We start from the raw sequence: 407 nt of genomic DNA, 5'->3' as shown, positions 1-407 counted from the left end.
AAAAGGCACCTTCTGGAATGTATTTAAAAAAAGGTTCTTTTATGATATATGGAGAAAAGAATTATATAAAAGTAAATTTGTGCAATTGCATTAGCATTTGAAGATTATAATGTTATTCCAGGAATACCTGAAAGTATAAAAGATAAATATAATAAAAATTATGTTATATTAATTCCTGGAAATAAAAAACCACTTGATATTGCAAAACAATTGGAGAATATTTTTAAAGTTGATTATAATATCATATTAGAATATCTTCCANNNGATATCGATATACTATCTATAAGAGTAATAACGTTTATAAATCTTTCTATCATAAATTATGTTATGAACAACAACTTGGTNNNAACAGTAAGAAGATTGCTTGGTTTTTTAATGGGAGCAGTATTATTAGCATTTGGAATACA

Source organism: Candidatus Nanopusillus massiliensis, assembly GCF_920984865.1.
Note: the sequence above shows the minus strand (reverse complement) of the source record.